Source organism: Sneathiella sp. (genome assembly GCF_029233945.1).
Taxonomy (GTDB): domain Bacteria; phylum Pseudomonadota; class Alphaproteobacteria; order Sneathiellales; family Sneathiellaceae; genus Sneathiella.
The window spans coordinates 229,849-246,640 of sequence record NZ_JARGOQ010000001.1; the positions used below are offsets into that span (position 1 = coordinate 229,849).

General features: G+C 53.7%; 14 protein-coding genes. 7 read left to right on the top strand and 7 right to left on the bottom strand.

The window, feature by feature from the left end; genetic code table 11:
- The 5 genes from P1U71_RS01130 to putA all read left to right on the top strand — a co-directional run.
- On the top strand, positions 1–912 hold a 912-nt coding region (locus tag P1U71_RS01130; protein WP_301103703.1), incomplete at its 5' end, for an SLC13 family permease.
- 58 nt (positions 913–970) lie between these two features.
- Entirely contained in the window at positions 971–1,753 is a 783-nt protein-coding gene (locus P1U71_RS01135) for a 3-hydroxybutyrate dehydrogenase (protein ID WP_301103704.1), read from the top strand.
- Positions 1,754–1,768: 15 nt separating this feature from the next.
- A complete protein-coding gene (locus P1U71_RS01140) occupies positions 1,769–2,641 on the top strand; it encodes a pirin family protein (protein WP_301103705.1) in 873 nt (290 codons plus the stop codon).
- Positions 2,642–2,785: 144 nt separating this feature from the next.
- A complete protein-coding gene (locus tag P1U71_RS01145; protein WP_301103706.1) occupies positions 2,786–4,333 on the top strand; it encodes an acyl-CoA carboxylase subunit beta in 1,548 nt (515 codons plus the stop codon).
- A gap of 183 nt (positions 4,334–4,516) precedes the next feature.
- Positions 4,517–8,218 carry a bifunctional proline dehydrogenase/L-glutamate gamma-semialdehyde dehydrogenase PutA gene (gene putA, locus P1U71_RS01150; protein ID WP_301103707.1) on the top strand — a complete coding sequence of 1,234 codons (3,702 nt, stop codon included), beginning with the start codon at positions 4,517–4,519 and terminating at the stop codon, positions 8,216–8,218.
- On the opposite strand, the gene P1U71_RS01155 is transcribed toward putA, so the two are convergent.
- From P1U71_RS01155 to P1U71_RS01170, 4 genes are all read right to left on the bottom strand, one after another.
- Positions 8,215–9,459 (bottom strand): glycerophosphodiester phosphodiesterase family protein, encoded by a 1,245-nt coding sequence (locus tag P1U71_RS01155; protein WP_301103708.1) that lies wholly within the window; start codon positions 9,457–9,459, stop codon positions 8,215–8,217. The genes putA and P1U71_RS01155 overlap by 4 nt on opposite strands.
- An 88-nt stretch (positions 9,460–9,547) precedes the next feature.
- Positions 9,548–10,477 (bottom strand): EamA family transporter, encoded by a 930-nt coding sequence (locus P1U71_RS01160; RefSeq protein WP_301103709.1) that lies wholly within the window; start codon positions 10,475–10,477, stop codon positions 9,548–9,550.
- Complete coding sequence (locus tag P1U71_RS01165) at positions 10,464–11,165, bottom strand: hypothetical protein (RefSeq protein ID WP_301103710.1); 702 nt, start codon at positions 11,163–11,165, stop codon at positions 10,464–10,466. The genes P1U71_RS01160 and P1U71_RS01165 overlap by 14 nt, the downstream gene beginning before the upstream one ends.
- A gap of 167 nt (positions 11,166–11,332) precedes the next feature.
- Positions 11,333–12,337: a metal-dependent hydrolase gene (locus tag P1U71_RS01170; RefSeq protein WP_301103711.1), complete on the bottom strand. Its 1,005-nt coding sequence runs from the start codon at positions 12,335–12,337 to the stop codon at positions 11,333–11,335.
- A gap of 208 nt (positions 12,338–12,545) precedes the next feature.
- On the opposite strand from P1U71_RS01170, the gene P1U71_RS01175 reads away from it, so the two are divergent.
- Positions 12,546–13,430, top strand: coding sequence for a DMT family transporter (locus P1U71_RS01175; protein WP_301103712.1), 885 nt, complete (start codon positions 12,546–12,548; stop codon positions 13,428–13,430).
- Here the strand turns inward: P1U71_RS01175 and P1U71_RS01180 are convergent.
- Positions 13,427–13,909, bottom strand: coding sequence for a MarR family transcriptional regulator (locus P1U71_RS01180; RefSeq protein WP_301103713.1), 483 nt, complete (start codon positions 13,907–13,909; stop codon positions 13,427–13,429). The two genes, P1U71_RS01175 and P1U71_RS01180, sit on opposite strands and share 4 nt — an antisense overlap.
- Complete coding sequence (locus P1U71_RS01185) at positions 13,906–15,060, bottom strand: hypothetical protein (RefSeq protein ID WP_301103714.1); 1,155 nt, start codon at positions 15,058–15,060, stop codon at positions 13,906–13,908. Before P1U71_RS01185 ends, P1U71_RS01180 begins: the two co-directional genes overlap by 4 nt.
- 185 nt (positions 15,061–15,245) lie before the next feature.
- On the opposite strand from P1U71_RS01185, the gene P1U71_RS01190 reads away from it, so the two are divergent.
- The gene (locus P1U71_RS01190) at positions 15,246–16,427 is read left to right on the top strand and encodes an MFS transporter (RefSeq protein ID WP_301103715.1); all 1,182 of its coding nucleotides are present in this window, start codon (positions 15,246–15,248) and stop codon (positions 16,425–16,427) included.
- Here the strand turns inward: P1U71_RS01190 and P1U71_RS01195 are convergent.
- On the bottom strand, positions 16,424–16,792 hold a 369-nt coding region (locus tag P1U71_RS01195), incomplete at its 5' end, for a di-heme oxidoredictase family protein (RefSeq protein WP_301103716.1). The genes P1U71_RS01190 and P1U71_RS01195 overlap by 4 nt on opposite strands.

Below are 16,792 nucleotides of genomic sequence, written 5' to 3' on the forward strand. Positions count from 1 at the left end.
GGAGCCATGAAACTGGAGTTTGACGGCGAGAAACGGCATGAAAAAGCGGAAGCCGGCGGCATGATCCTGATGGAGTTTGTGGTCCCACGCTATGCCCGTATCGAAGGTCGCTCGGCCATGTCTCTCCGTCTCCTTGTCCGTCATGGGGTGACGCTGCTTGGCGTCTCTCGCCAGGGTAAGAAGTTTCGCGACCGGGTGCGCAAGCTTGATATTGAAGCGGGTGATATATTGCTTCTTCTTGGCCCGGTTGACCGGGTGCCAGAGGTTGCTCAATGGATGGGTGTGCTGCCACTGGCGGAGCGGGGGCTTTCCGTCACGCAATACCGTCGTGCTGGGCTTGCCGCCGGTATTTTTGCGGCCGCGATTATCGTGGCGAGCTTTGGCTGGCTCTATTTGGCGGTAGCACTGGCAATAGTGGTTGCGGCATATGTCGCGCTTGATATCGTTCCCATACAGGAGGTTTACCAGCATATTGAATGGCCGGTTATTGTCCTGCTCGGGTCGATGATCCCGCTCGGTGCCGCGCTTGAGGAATCTGGCGGCACGGCGCTTATCGCCGGCGGTATTGTGGAACTGACTTCTGGCCTTCACGTTGTGGTCGTCCTAACAGTCCTGATGGTGGTGATCATGACCCTTTCGGACGTTTTGAATAATACGGCAACAGCGGTCATCGGAGCACCAATTGCTGTCGATATTGCGAACCGGCTAAACGCTAATCCGGATCCCTTCCTGATGGTGGTGGCGGTGGCCGCGTCCTGCGCCTTTCTCACCCCAATTGGTCACAAGAATAACACATTGATCATGGGCCCGGGCGGTTATAAATTTGGGGATTACTGGTGCATGGGATTGCCGCTTGAAATACTCGTGATTTCAGTCGCCATCCCTGCCATTCTGTTTTTCTGGCCGCTCTGATAGTGCGTAAAACCAATAGCTGAACATTTAATCACGGCACATTTTAAAGGATGTGGAGATGTTAAAAGACAAAGTCGCGGTTATTACGGGATCGACCTCTGGGATCGGCGAAGGATGCGCCAGAGCACTTGCGAAAGAGGGCAGCCATATCGTTCTCAACGGGTTTGGCGACGCCGCGGAAATAGAAGCCCTGCGGAGTTCCATCGAAAGCGAGCATGGTGTGAGATGTCTATACAACGCCGCCGATATGACCAGGCCGGATGAAATCGCAGGTCTGTTTGAGATGGTGGCCAAAGAGTTTGGTGGTGTCGATATCCTGATCAATAATGCCGGGATACAATATGTCTCACCGATCGCCGAGTTTCCGGCGGAAAAATGGGATGCGATCATTGCCATCAATCTTTCTTCCGCCTTTCATACAATGCATCATGCCATTCCGCTCATGACGAAAGGGGGGTGGGGACGGATCGTTAATATGGCCTCGGCTCATGCGCTGGTCGCCTCTCCCAACAAAAGCGCCTATGTCGCGGCGAAACATGGCATCGCCGGGCTGACCAAGACGGCGGCGCTGGAAGTTGCGCGGGACAATATTACGGTCAATGCGATCTGTCCGGGCTATGTCTGGACGCCTCTGGTGGAAAAGCAGATTCCGGATACGGCACGCACCCGCGGCATAACCGAAGAGGAAGTGATTAATGATGTATTGCTCGCGGCGGCGGCAACGAAGAAATTTACGACCATAGAGCAGGTGGCGGGCCTTGCCCTGTTCCTCTGCAGCGACGCTGCCGAGAATATCACGGGCAGCCTGCAATCCATTGACGGGGGCTGGACAGCGCAATAGGGGAGTTGGCAATAAATGACTGCGGATAGCATAGCGCTTAGTATTACCGGAAAGCCCAAGGATATTGGTGGATTTGAAGTGCGACGCCTTCTGCCTGTCGCGCGATGCCGTTCAGTTGGAGCTTTTGTTTTTCTCGACCATATGGGCCCTGCAACCCTCAAGGCCGGGGAGGGGATGGATGTGCTGCCGCATCCGCATATCGGCCTTGCCACGGTGACCTATTTGTTTGACGGGTCGATCCTCCATCGTGACAGCCTCGGAACGGTGCAGGAGATATGTCCCGGCGATGTTAATCTCATGACCGCCGGACGCGGGATTGTCCATTCTGAGCGCAGCAGCGCCGAAAGCCGGTCCAGGGACCGCGAGGTCCATGGTTTGCAGATGTGGGTGGCACTTCCCAAGGAACAGGAAGAGATATCACCCGAATTTTCTCATACATCAAAATCAGCATTGCCCGAGCTTAAAGGAGAAGGGTGGAAGGGCCGCCTTGTTACGGGAAGTCTGTTTGGCGAAACCTCTCCCGTTGAGACAATGAACAGGTATTTCTTTGCGGATTTACGGCTTGAGGCCGATGTTTCCATCCCCTTCACGCCTGATTATGACGAGGCTGCTCTCTATGTTGTTGAGGGGGAGATTGATATCGATGGCGCGACGGTAAGCGCCGGAACCCTTGTTGTGCTGGAGAAGCATCCAACTGTTACGCTGACATCCTCGAAAGAGACAGTCTGTGTCGTTCTTGGTGGGGATGCGCTTCCCGAACCGCGCTTTATGTATTGGAATTTTGTTTCGACCAGCAAAGAAAGAATAGAGCGCGCACAAGATGACTGGCGGGAGCAACGCTTTGATGGCGTGCCGGGTGATACCTCCTTCGTGCCACTCCCGGAATGATATCGGTAAGTTTTTAACGCTCCGAAGAAGTTGACAGCGATCTCATAGACGGGTTTGATATTGTATCTACAAGCCTAAGGCGACGCATGTGTCATTGTCAGCGCGGCCAGCGTCCACAGAAAAACAATAAAAAGGGACATGAGAATGAGTTGGGAAAAAGAGATTGAAGAACTAAAGATCCGTCAGACGCATGCGAAGAAGATGGGTGGCGAGGAAAAAGTTGCGCGTCATGTGAACGCCGGGAAACTGACAGTTCGTGACCGGGTTGACAAAATTCTCGATAAAGGCTCATTCGAAGAAGTCGGGTCCGTCACGGGGAAGGCGGAGTATGACGCTGACGGCAATCTCGTCGATATGCAACCGGCAAATCTGATTACCGGGCGTGGGCGTGTCAACGGCCGCCGCGTGGTCGTCGCCGGAGACGACTTTACAGTACGTGGCGGGGCGAATGATGCGGGGATTCGCGAAAAACTAATCCATGTGGAGAATATGGCGGGTTCGATGCATCTGCCGTTGATCCGCCTTGTTGACGGCACGGGCGGTGGCGGCTCGGTCAAGACAATTGAAACCGAAGGTCGTACTTATGTTCCGGAAGTCAGGGGCTGGGACACGGTGATCGAGAATCTCTCGAAAGTACCTGTTGTTGCGCTTGCTCTCGGATCGACGGCAGGGCTGGGCGCGGCGCGCGTTGCCGCAAGCCACTATTCGGTGATGGTCAAGGAAACCTCCCAGATGTTTGTCGCGGGCCCGCCTGTGGTTGCCAGAACCGGCGAGGTTCTCACTAAGAACGAGCTAGGCGGGTCTGAAATCCATACGCGCAACGGGGCCGTGGATGATGAAGCCGGTTCAGAGGAAGAGGCATTTGAGCGCGCCCGGAAATTCCTTTCTTATCTGCCGCCCTCCGTATTTGAGTTGCCGGAACGTATTGAAACTGGAGATGATCCGAACCGAAGTGAAGACTGGTTGATTGATGCCATTCCACGGGATTCGCGCAAAGTCTACAAAATGCGCAAAATCATTGAGGCGGTTGTCGATCAGGACAGCTTCTTTGAAATTGGCAAAAAGTGGGGACGCTCCGTTATTACCGGTTTTGCCCGGCTGGACGGATGGCCGGTCGCCATTATGGCCAGCGATCCTTATCATTACGCGGGAGCCTGGACATCAGATGCTGCGGATAAAGTCCTGCGCTTTGTTGATCTGGCTCAGACATTCCATCTGCCGGTTGCTCATCTTGTTGACATTCCCGGCTTTCTTGTCGGGCGGCAGGCGGAGGAGCAGGCGACAATCCGTCATGGTGTGCGGGCGATGGCGGCGATCGCACAGGCGACGGTGCCCTGGTGTGCCATTATCGTCCGTAAGGCCTATGGGGTCGCGGGCGCAGCGCATATGAATTCCGGTCGGTTCAATCTCAGATATGCCTGGCCGTCTGGAGATTGGGGATCCCTGCCGATCGCCGGAGGGCTGGAGGCGGCCTATAAGTCAGAGATTGAAGCGTCGGACGATCCCAAAGCAAAGCTTGAAGAGATTGAGGGACGGTTGAACCGATTGAGATCTCCATTCCGGACGGCGGAGCGTTTCATGATTGAGGAGATTGTCGATCCGCGCAACACTCGGAAACTTCTGTGTGATTTTGCGGAAATGGCGGCACCTCTCAGAGAGACGGGCGTTTCCAGTTTCAAGGTTAGACCGTAAATATGCGCGGATAGTCATTTTACCTGATTAAATCATATTTATTAGGAATTTGTGTCGGTTTAATCAGGTAAATTCCGACTTTGGTATGATTTTTTGGCGTATTTTGGTCACACGGCCTATGGGTTTTTGGGGTATTATTAGCAGTAACTTCACGCTTTTAACCACTCAAAGACGAGGCCGACCATGGCTCAACGGAAATTGTCGCACCATCGCTCCGATATTCGCGCGCATTATCTCACAAATGAGACGGCAGCCGTCCATAAGCTGATTGATGATCTCGATTTATCGGAAGAGAGACGCAATCGGATCGTTGATCAGGCAGTGGCGCTGGTGGAAAAGCTCCGCCGTGCCGACAGCCCGGGCGTTATGGAAACGTTCCTTGGTGAATACGGCCTTACAACTGAGGAAGGTGTTGCCCTGATGTGCCTGGCCGAGGCTCTCCTGCGTGTGCCGGACGAAATCACCATGGATGCGCTGATCAGCGATAAGATCGCTCCAGCGGACTGGAGTAAGCATCTCGGTCACTCATCCTCCCCGTTGGTGAATGCCTCCACATGGGGCCTGATGTTGACAGGGAAGGTCGTGCATCCGCTGGGTGACGGCTCTCTGGATGTTGTCGGGCAACTCAGAAAGCTGGTGAAGCGGGTGGGAGAGCCGGTCATCCGCACCGCCGTCAGCCAGTCGATGAAGGTACTTGGTCATCAGTTCGTGCTTGGCCGCGATATTCAGGAAGCGATGAGCCGCGCCCGCGGCATGGAGAAAAAGGGATATACATATTCCTATGACATGCTGGGGGAGGCGGCGCGAACGGCAGAAGATGCGCAGCGCTACTTCATGGCTTACGCCAAGGCAATTTCCAATATTTCTGACCATAGTCTGAATTCGGATAGCCGTGATAATCCGGGGATTTCGGTGAAGCTTTCTGCACTTCACCCGCGCTATGAATATACGCAGAGAAAGCGGGTTCTTGATGAACTGGTTCCCCGTCTGTCATCCCTCGTATTTCAAGCGAAGAACGCCAATATGGGTTTTAATATCGATGCAGAGGAGGCGGACCGTCTCGACCTCTCTCTTGATATTATTGAGGCGGTTCTAACCAACTCGGACCTTAAAGGATGGGATGGTTTTGGCGTTGTTGTGCAGGCATACGGACCCCGCGCCGCCTATGTGCTCGACTGGCTATATGCGCTTTCCAAAAGGTTGGATCGGAAGATTATGGTCCGGCTGGTCAAGGGCGCCTATTGGGACACGGAAATCAAGCTCGCGCAGGTCATGGGGTATGAGGGATATCCGGTATTTACCCGCAAGGCAGCGACGGATGTCAGCTATCTTGCCTGTGCAAAGAAGCTGCTTTCCATGACGGACCATATCTATCCGCAGTTTGCGACCCATAATGCACATTCGATTGCCGCCGTTTTGGAGATGGCGGACGGAGAGGATAGTTTTGAGTTCCAGCGTCTTCATGGCATGGGAGAAGGATTGCATGATCTTGTCATGGCGCAGAACAAAAACCGATGCCGCATTTATGCACCTGTCGGGGTTCATGAGGACCTGCTCGCCTATCTGGTGCGCCGCTTGCTGGAGAACGGAGCCAACAGCTCCTTCGTTAATCAGGTTCTTGATGAAAAGGTCCCACCGCAGCAGGTCGTCCGTGATCCGGTCGGCGCAATACTTTCCTATCCGACAATCGAGAATAATAAAATCCCTAGTCCGGCGGCGCTGTATGGAGCAAGTCGGCGCAACTCGGTGGGGGTCAATTTTGCGAGCCCGTCTGTACTTTCTGATTTTGATGCTGCACGCGATGCCTTCAAGGAGATAACATGGCATGCCGCTCCCCTGATTGGCGGCAAGCTGGTTGCCGGGAAAGGTCAGGAGTTACGCAACCCGTCACTTCGGTCTGATATTGTCGGCACCGTTATTGCCGCCACGCGGGAAGATGTAGGCAGGGCCGTATCAATCGCAGTCGTAGAGACAAAGAACTGGCGAAACACTCCGGTCAATGACCGCGCGGAGATTTTGGAGCGTATCGCCGATCTTTACGAGGAAAACCGGGTGGAACTGATGGCTTTGCTCGCGCGGGAAGCTGGAAAGTCTCTGATGGACGGTATTTCCGAGGTGCGGGAGGCAGCAGATTTCTGTCGATACTACGCTCTGCGCGCACGGGAAGAAGCAAAGAAAGGCGATAAGGAAGGACGCGGTCTCTTTATTTGTATCTCTCCATGGAACTTCCCGCTTGCCATTTTTACCGGACAGATTGCCGCTGCATTGGTGGCGGGGAATACAGTGATTGCAAAGCCTGCAGAGCAGACCCCGTTAATCGCCGCCCGTGCTGTTGAGTTGATGCGTGACGCTGGAATTCCGGGCGATGTTCTGCAACTTCTGCTCGGTGATGGTGCTGTCGTCGGGGCGGCGCTCGTCTCCCATCCAGACATACAGGGAGTTTGTTTTACCGGATCGACAGAAACCGCGCAACGGATAGCCCGATCCATGGCCGCGAATGCGGACCCGGAGGCGCCATTGATCGCGGAGACGGGGGGACTCAATGCCATGATCGTCGATTCAAGTGCACTGCCGGAGCAGGCTATTCGGGATATAGTCGCATCTGCCTTTCAATCGGCGGGACAGCGCTGCTCGGCGCTGCGTGTCCTCTATGTGCAGGAAGATGTGGCGGAGAAGGTAATCCATATGCTTGAAGGGGCGATGGCGGAGTTGAAGATCGGCAATCCCTGGGATATTTCCGTCGATGTTGGCCCGGTGATCGACGCCGATGCAAAGTCGATGATCGAGGCGCATTGCAAGAAGCTGGAAGAGGCAGGGCGGTTGATCAAGAAACTGCCGCTCCCTTCTCAGGCAAAATCAGGCTGTTATGCGAGCCCGGCCGCCTATCGCATCGACGGAATTGAGGAACTGAAGAAGGAGATATTTGGCCCCGTCCTGCATATTGCGACCTTCAAGGCGGAAGACGTTAATAAGGTGGTCGAAAAGATCAATGCAACGGGCTACGGGTTGACGCTGGGTCTGCATACTCGCGTTGATACCCGTGTGCAGGATGTCTGCGACCGGGCCCATGTTGGCAATCTCTATGTCAATCGTAACCAGATTGGCGCGGTCGTCGGCGTTCAGCCCTTTGGCGGGGAGGGGCTGTCTGGAACCGGCCCGAAAGCAGGCGGGCCGCTCTACCTTCATCGCTTTATGAGGAAAAAAGGATATTCGGCACCTTCTCCAACGCAGGTTTCGGGCAAATGGACGGACGTGTCTGCCTCAGGAGAGTTGCAATCCGTTATCCGTGGATTGGTACAGGCGCAGTCCCGCTGGGATCAGCGCGAAGATCGCAGGGCGGTTTTGGAAAGAGCATCATCCAAACTGGATAAATCTCATCAGGAAATATTCAGGACGCCCCTGGATCAGGCGGTGGATTATAATCCTGCCCCTGTCGATCTGGTGGGGCCAACCGGAGAAAGTAACCGTCTCAGCCTGCATGGGCGCGGTGTGATTCTCTGCGCGGGGTCTGAGGCGATCAGGATGGCGGCGATGGCGCTCCTCACGGGGAATGGCGTTCTGCTCGCGGATGCACCGGAGGAGGCCGAAGGCCTGATTAAGGCGTTCGATGGGGAAAAGGAACTAAAAGGCCTCATTGTTCGGTTGGAGGAGGAGCTGACGCCTGGCCTGGTGGCAGCTGCCCCATCATTGAGTGGCATTTCTCTTACGGCCGGAGAGTATGATCTCCGTGCCTACCGGCAGGCAATCGCGGCGCGGGAAGGCGCGATTATCCCGTTGATCATAGGCGGCGAAGATTGGGAGCTTTACGTCGCCGAAAGGGCGCTCTGTATTGATACGACGGCTTCGGGCGGGAATACGAAGCTTCTTGCCGCGAATGAGGCTTAGTCAAGCCCCATGCAGTTTGCATAATAAGTGGTAGTCGCGGGCCAGTCAGAGAAAACACCGACGACACCCACGTCTTTTGCCAGAACATCGAGGACGGTCATGACATCGCCTTCATTATCTATGGCGTCTGTGACCGTTCGGTAATACCAGCCCCCGCCATTGGTGAGGGAGCCGGAGCGTTCCAGCGTCCAGGTAATGATGTTAAGGCCAGCTTTTTTCGCTTCCTTTGCATAGGCGGAGGGAACGATTTGGCCAGTTTCATCGAGGGCCAGCAGCATCCAGATTGGCGGGGCAATATAGCTCAAGCCTTTATCGGCAAGTTCCTGCATGCTGGGTGAGAATGTGTCGGGATCGGCCGGATTTAAGCTGTTACCACGATACCGTCCATCCAGAAATACCGCCTGCGCGCCAAACTCCGACTCATTTTCGATCCAGTAGAGCACATCATCGAGATTGAAGGATTGCGGGAAGACGCGGGCCGGATCGATCCCTGCCGCTTTATATCCTGCGATCATTGCCGTGGCGTAGTCCTGCTGGCTGTAGTTCCCATTGTAGGGCATCGAAACATCGGCTGACTTTAACTCAGGCGTAAATTTAAGACCGAGGGCGTCAATCAGCGTGATACTCTCCTGATGCGTCATCAGTGTGCCGTTCGATGCATAAAGATCGGTGCGCCAGCCGGGTGTTCCTTTTACGTATTCGGCAATGGTTTCTGCCTTCTCGTTTCCGCCGTCCATCTTGCCATTCAGTGACTTGAACTCGGCGAGTGTCAGGTCGGAGGCACAGCATTTGACCAACGCCTTGCCGCCGTTCTCGCTGGCCGGGGAAAAGGGAGCGGAGCATTTCGCGGCCAGTTCCGGGCGGTCCAGAATATCTGTTGTCAGATGGAGATCGCATTGGGAATGCCGGCAGACCAAGGCCTTATCCTTGGTGAAGGTCACATCGCATTCAATGATCCCTGCGCCCATGCGTGCAGCAGCGAGATAGCTTTCCCTGGTATGCTCCGGAAATTGTAACGCGGCGCCACGGTGCCCAATGGAGAAATTGGAAGTTTTGGCAGGCTGCGACTGACATTGCAGGAGCTTTTCTTTTAGCTCCTCCGCCTCCATATCCTCCACAAGGAAGAGAGGGCGCGGACCGAAGGAGACGGCATCTGCGGCCTGTGAAATACTCTCACCGCCTGTTAGACTTATGAAAAACAAGGTCAATAACGACGATAACAAAAATCGGGCAGTTTTCATGAAATCTCTCTCAGACCTAGTTATTAGGGAACCTTAGCCTCTAATACAAAGACTGTGTAATCAAATTTATGACAGTGACTATGCTGGGCTAATTGCGTCGCCAATTGACGATAATGGGCCCCGCCACGGCGCAGGCCAGCCCCACCAGGAAGAGGTGGGAGAGATGCTCATTCAATATAAGGGCGCCAAAGGCCGCAGCCATGATGGGTGCAATCGGCACATAGATTGCGGCCTGAGAGGGAGAAAGCTGCTGAAGTCCCCAGTTAAAAAGAAAGAGGCTGAATGCCGCCGCGGGGCCCGCAAGATAAAGAAGCCAGAGCCAGTCGCGCGTGTCATATCCCGCGATGACACTCCCGATTCCTTCGCTGTAGGCGATAGGAAAAATCACCATGGTTCCTGCACTCATCCCGATAATCGTGAGCAGCAGGACGGAGCGGTTCTGCATCAGTCGGCCGGAGAATGCGTTGTAGGTTGCCCCGCAACAGACAGCCATAAAGAAGAGGAGCTCTCCCATCCAGCTGCCTGATGCTGTGTCGGCGGCAAAGGCTTTTTCGCCGATGGCTAGCGCCACACCGACAATTGACAGAACCGCTGCGAACAGCTTGATGCCATTTAGCGAATCGCGCCCGGTCATTGCTGCGATCAACATGGTCATAATGGGGATAAGCGCAAAAATCACCGCCCCGCGGGAGGCCGGAATATCTTGCAAGGCCGTATTAACAAAAAGATGGAACAGGCCAAACTGAAGAGTGCCAAGCAGGGCGACCATTAGGAATACTTTTAAGGGAGGCATGACAATCCTGCGTCGCCACAACAGCGGTAAGAGCATTAATGTCGCCAGACCGTAGCGGAGAAACCCGAGAGAGGCGGAGGCTTGCTGATCTGCCATAATGGCGCGTATGCCAACGAAAGACAGGCCCAACAGAACGACGGCGAGCAATAAAGCTACATGCGGTAGCAGGGATGCAAGCGGCCGGACGGCATCTTTGTTTTCCAGATTGTTTTCAGGCAAGGCCAAGGCTGTACATCGTATAGATGCCGAGCGACATAGTGCCGATGCCGACAATAACTTGTAAGCTGTTATACGCCCATGTCATGGACTTTGCTGAATATCGCAATGGCACGGCGATAGCGGCGGAGAGAGCGGCCATGCCGACAATGGAGCCAAAGCCGAAGAGGGCAATATAAAGAACAGCCGTTATCGTGCTGGTAATGGATCCGGCGACGAGCAGGACAAGTGCGGCAGAACCCGCCATCCCGTGCATAATACCGACGGCAAGGACACGCGCCGTCAGGCCTTTGTTATGTGTATGCTCATGGGAGGAGGAGGTATGCTTGCCTTCTCCTCTATGGGAGTGGGCATGCAGATGAGCGTGTTTAGCAGATGCATGTCTGTGGAAATGGAAATGCACCCGATCCCGGATCATCCGTCGGATCACATCCGCCCCCAGCAATACCAGCATAATTCCGACTGTAAATTCCAGCCAATGGGCGATTGTTTCTGGCACAGTACTGTTCATCACAATAACGATTGTGCCGATAACCATGAGGGCAACTGTATGGCCGAGACCCCAGACAGCGCCATGGAATACCGTTTCCCGGATATTCTTGCTGCCTGACGCGAGGCTCGCGACCGCGGCGACGTGATCCGCCTCAAGCGCATGGCGCATACCGATTAAAAATCCAAGGGTAAGTATTGAGAGCATTTTGACATCCGTTAGACGGTAAATTTCATAGGAGACGCGATCGGTCAGGCTGGCTCGACGGGTTAAGAGTACCTCCGGCCATGAAGGTTCGCCAGCATTAAATTGCAATGCTTGAAATTGAGTGGAAAGATTTATATTTGCGCCAGGCGAAGAGATAACCGCTCCCGCTACTCTTCCTCACATCCTCTCAATGTCTCCTCGATAAGTGAGAACATCTCACCTGCGCGCTCCGTGTATGTGAGGCGAATGCGTTCAGGCGGAATTATGATCACATCGTCGGTCGAATTTTCCGCGAATTTGAAAGAAAAGACATAGTTTGGATAAAACCCCATTCTCAGGTCCGTAATGATCCGGGCCCCATCCTTTTCGCCATAGGAATAAAATCCATCTGTAAACCATTCCAATCTTTTCACGGATGGCGGAATTTCCTTAATTCCGGGCGGAACTTGCTGGCGTGGAACCGTAATCAGATTGCGAACACCACAATTATTGAGAAGGCTCGTCAAGCCTGTCGACATCTTATCGTCGGAAATGGCGGTGACTTGCCAGACCAGCAGGTTAAAGGCCGTCGGCTGCACATGAATGCGCATATCCCGAAAGATAGGATCGGCTTTTGCGCGGCTGGAGATGATGGTATTTCCCGTCAGTCCAACAGCGAGATAGGCGCAGCTGAGTGCCAGCATGATGCGGTTCATGCGATAACCGCCGCCCGGCTTTTTTCGGGCGAGCAGGATGGCGGCAATTCCGGCAAGTAAAAGCAGGGTATAGACCGGATCAATAATGAAAACGGCTGGTAGGGCAACGGGTGGACCGATCTCCAACGGCCAGAAAATCTGTGTGCCGTAGGTTGTGAGCGAATCCAGCAAACTATGCGTGATCAACGCCAGCCAGACCGTCAGGAACAGCATTTTCTTATGTTGCCAGCTTGACGGGGCGATCTTGCCTATCGCGAGTGCGATCAGCGGAGAGAGGGCCGTTTGAACAATAACGGAGTGGCTGAAGCCCCGATGATAAGTCATGTTATCGATGGCATCATCAAGAGGAACAAAACTGTCAAGATCGGGTAAGGTCGCGACAATGCCGCCTATCAACAGGGCTTTTGGCCCAATGCGTGGGCCTAACAACGCGCCGGAAATGCTGGCACCTAATACAAACTGCGTAACTGAATCCATTCTATCCCTGTATCCGAGTGCAGATTATTTACCAAGTCTGTCGCCGTTTTCACCTGCAGAACTATTTTCTGGCATCTAACCTGAGATAAATGATGCATACATATACGACGGTACGCTATGTGTAGGTCACTATTCATCTGCTCGCGACCGCATTTTATGGCCATTGCTGTCCCGAAATGGTCTAAATATCAGCTTGGAAAGCTCAACTATGTCTCTTCCTCATATTGCGATGGCCCTTGTTATCAGTGCGATATGGGGATTTTCATTTGTTGCGTCCAAGGTCGGTCTTGATCATTTTCCACCCCTCTTTTTTACGGCACTGCGATTCTTGCTTGTGGCGATTTTGTTGTCGCCATTCTTGAGAATCATCAAGGGACGGATGAAGGCAATATTCTGGATTGCGATAACTGTTGGGGTTTTCCATTTCACTTTTCTTTATCTGGGAATCTTTGCTGCTGGCGGCGTCACGGCGGTTGCCATTACAAGCCAGCTTATTGCGCCATTTTCGGTAATTATGGCGGTCATCCTGTTGAAGGAGACAATCGGATGGCGGCGTATATTGGGAATCGTGATGGCGTTTGGCGGTGTCATGATTCTGGGATTTGATCCGGTGATTTTCGATCAGCTTGAAGGCGTTACCCTGGTTGCGATTGCGGCACTCTTCATGTCGGTAGGATTGATTTTGATGCGGCAAATCCAGAATGTTGGGACGATGTCGATGCAGGCATGGATCGGAGCGATTTCAGCTCTACCCTTGATGTTGTTGTCATTTACCCTGGAAACCGGTCAGCTGGATGCGGTTGCGTCCATGGGTTGGGAGGCAGTTAGTGCGCTCGCCTTTGTCGTTATCGTCACCACGATTTTCGCGCATGGTGGCTGGTATTATCTTATTCAACGCTATCCCATTGCCGCACTGACGCCGTTTGGGTTGCTGGCCCCGATTTTTGGCGTCGCCTTTGGTGTGGTGCTCTTCTCAGAGCCGATTACCTTGCGCTTTGTTATGGGAGGAGTGCTGACCCTTATCGGTGTCGCAATCATTAACTTGAGAACAGCGAAGAAAACGCCCGGCCTTGCAAATGAGCCTGAGGTTTAGCGGTTTTCGTCCAGATAGACTTTAAGTCGGTCGAGGAAGCCGAAGAAGTCCTTCTTTTCCCACTCACGCCATCCATCGAAGGTATCCGCAAGCGCCACTTCCAGTCGCTCTTTCGCCTGTGCGTGCGCTTTCTGACCTGAACTGGTGAGGTGCAGGATCTTCGAACGCCCATCTTCCGGATTGTCTTCCGCCCGCAAGAAGCCCTTTTTGAGCATCTTCGCAACCGTTTTGGTTATGCCCGGTTGCGGCTGTTGCATGGCCCAGGCGATGCCTGAGACGGTCCTGCCCTCATCGGGCTGATGCGTGAAATGGTTGAGAAGAATAAACTGCGGAGGCGGAACATCTGTTCCGTCGAGAAGCTGCCGCATCCTCGTATCCGTCAACTGGCTGATGATCCCAATCCAGTTGATGATGCGAAAATCCGAAGAGGGAAGTTCCTCCTTCCGATCATACTTCTCGTTTTCTCTGTTTGCGCTCATGACATTACTATATCAGGCATTCTACGGCGTGGGGAAGGGGAAACGTCAGATTGATAGCCCAAACGGTAGAACATTTGCACGGTTTCGGGTGTTTTTATCCCTAAATGCTCCAGAAAGGCAGTTTGAATATCATGCATTTCAGGATATTCCTGTAATACCTGACTAACCGGATGTATGGCGATACCTGCATTGGTTGCCATGAGATTCAGGCGAACATAGCTGCGCCCGGCATTCACTTGCGCACTTCTTGAATTGTCCGATGTCACGAGCCAGCCCATATTATACGTGCCGTCCACCCAGCCCATTGCGTAATCGACGCCACCCTGATAAGCGATCGTACCGGGCGTTATTGCCTTTTCATGGCTCATCAGGCCAAACCGCTTGAGCCACCAGAAAAGCGGTCCGTGCAAGTCAATTCCGTCGGGATTTTGGGCAATTTCATCGGCCCCAATTCGGGTCAGTTCTACGCTTTCAAGAAGTGTACGGGGTGTTTCAATTTCTTTGAGCACGGCAATACGTGCAAATTCCCGAAGGGGCGACACATCTGCTTCGCTCGTTGCGACGCCGGATCTTTGTCCTGATAACAACGGTAGGCTTTGTATGATCTCTTTATCCGTCGCTGTCAGATAAGCCTCCTGATATGATTCCTTGTTGGAACGCCGCGTCAGAATATCTTTGAAAAGCGGGTCAGAGGGAATGGCGGCATCCTTTTCAAGCTGGATGCGCGCGACGGGCTTGTCTCCAATCTCAAGGCTATCTCCTGCGGGTTCGCCGTCAGGGAAAAGTATAATTTCTGTGCGGTAGCCTCTTTCCCGTGCGGCAATGTCGAGGAGTTCAAGAAACGTCCCGTGGCCGATCAGGATCTGGCGTCCAAAAGGGTCTGTGTGTGGTAACAATCTCTCTGGATCTGCAAAAAGTGTAATTTCATTTGCCTTGGAAAGATCTGCGAGCCAGGGCTGCCTGTTATGGGGATTGGGAGCGAGGATAGCGTAGCCTAGCATCCATTCGCGATCGGGAAGGGTTGGTGCCGGGCCATCCCATGGTGCGACCGCGCTTTGCGGCATCTGATCACATCCTGTCAACGAGAGGCCGGAAGCGGCGATCACGAGCCCGCTTCCTCCAATAGTCTTAATAAATCCGCGCCGGTCCATAACAATTTCTCCATTAAATGTTGGGGTAAGAATCAGAATATTATAAATTCCAAGGAATGCAAGTGATCGCTGTCACAGTTAATGCCGGAAACATGTGAACCGACTGCTGACCGACAAATCTTCAGTTTGTTCCTGAAGGTGAATCGGTTAAGAATAACCCCCGCCCATTTTGCGAGCATTACGTTATGATCGAGGTCGATTACTCAAAGCGATCCGCGCATCTTCGGATGTCGCTCTATTACGTCGCTTTCTTCTCGGTATACGGTATAGCCATTCCGCTCTGGCCGCGATGGTTGGAGCATTATATCTCGGTGGAGTATGTCGGCATTGTCATGGGCGCGGCTTACTGGGCTAAGCTGATCTTTGTGCCTATGACCTCCTGGATCGCCGATGTGACGGGAAACCGCAAAAACATTCTCATTGCCTTGGCTCTGTTCGTTACTACGGCCCTGATTTTGCTTCCCAATGTAGAGGGGTGGGTTTTCTACGCATTGATCTGGGGCGCGGCGGGGGCAGCACTTTCTTCGGCGGTACCATTATCCGACGGGCTGACCCTTCGGGCCCAGCAGACAATCGGTATTGATTTCGGCAAGGCCCGACTGTGGGGATCATTAAGTTTTATCGCCTTTTCACTTCTTGTGGGCGGGGCGGCCGACCTGTATGGCATTGATGCGATATATGTGGCGATGCTCCTGACAGCGGTATTTTTATTGCTTGTTTCTTTCCTGTTGCCGGGCATTCGAACGGAGCCGGACGCGGGAAAGGTCCCCTTCTTCCGTCCTCTTGCGCTGCCGAATTTTCCGCTTTTTGTCATTACGGTTTCTTTGCTGTTATCTACGCATGCCGGGTTATATGGCTTCAGCGCCATTCACTGGGCCAATCTCGGTTATACAAATGCGGAGATAACGCTGTTCTGGGTGATCGGTGTGGTGGCGGAAATCGGGATGTTTGCGATCTCGGGTCGTTTGATTGGCCGTTTCGGTGCCACTCCAATGATTGTCATCGCGGCTTTTGGCGGGATGGTCCGCTGGCTTCTGCTTGCCATTGCGTCCTCGCCCTTCATCATCGGCTTTGCCCAGACACTGCATGCCTTGACGTTTGCGCTTCTCTATATGGCGTTCATCGCCTATATCGGAAAGCGGGTGCCACCGGCGATATCGGCCTCCGCGCAGGGCCTCTATGATAGCCTCGCGATGGGCATTTTCTTCGGCATTTTTACCATTGCGGCCGGATGGCTGCATCAGCAGGATGGATCCTATAATTTCCTGTTTATGTCCCTGCTCTCATCAATCGGGCTGGTGCTGGCATTGATTTTGTGGCGGCAGGTCCGGAGATATGACCGCCTGCACGCCGCAGGACGCACCTAAAGCGAGTTTAGGAATGCCAGTAATTGCCGTCGTTTCGGCGCGTCGAGATTGCGGTAAGCCTCTTTCGATTTTTCGGCCTCGCCGCCATGCCAGAGGATAGCCTCCTCAATTGAGCGGGCGCGGCCATCATGGAGGAACCTTGTATGTTTGTTGACTGCCTCGACCAGGCCAATGCCCCAAAGCGGCGCGGTGCGCCATTCTTTGCCCGATGCGCCAAAATCAGGCCGACCATCCGCCAAACCCTCGCCCATGTCATGAAGGAGGAGGTCGGTAAAGGGGTGAATCGTCTGATTGGAGAGGAGCGAGAGCGCTGGATGTGTGCCTGTGACGAATGTCGGGATATGGCAGGCGGCGCAGCCAATATC